1 protein-coding gene is annotated in these 225 nt (G+C 43.1%); it reads right to left on the reverse strand.

Translation table 11 applies throughout. The features are described from left to right. Positions 1-225, reverse strand: a 225-nt coding sequence (locus KV696_RS09830; RefSeq protein ID WP_219967537.1) for a DUF1542 domain-containing protein, incomplete at both ends; no start/stop codon positions are given.

The raw sequence follows: 225 nt of genomic DNA on the forward strand, positions 1-225 counted from the left end.
ATCGCATTTTTAGCGTTTTCTTTACCTACTGGAGTCACTGCTTTGATAGCGTTTGTGCCTGCTGTTTCTTTCTCAGTCACTCCGGCTTGGTCAGTTGCTGCCTCAATAGCTACTTTCGCTGCATCTGCTGCCGCCTTAGTTGCTTCTTTAGCCTTCGCTTTTTCAGATTGACTCAATTGATCATTCGCATCAATCTCTTTATCTTTAGTAGCTTTAGCTTGATCA

Source organism: Streptococcus humanilactis, assembly GCF_019448275.1.
In the GTDB taxonomy this organism is placed as follows: Bacteria; Bacillota; Bacilli; order Lactobacillales; family Streptococcaceae; genus Streptococcus; species Streptococcus humanilactis.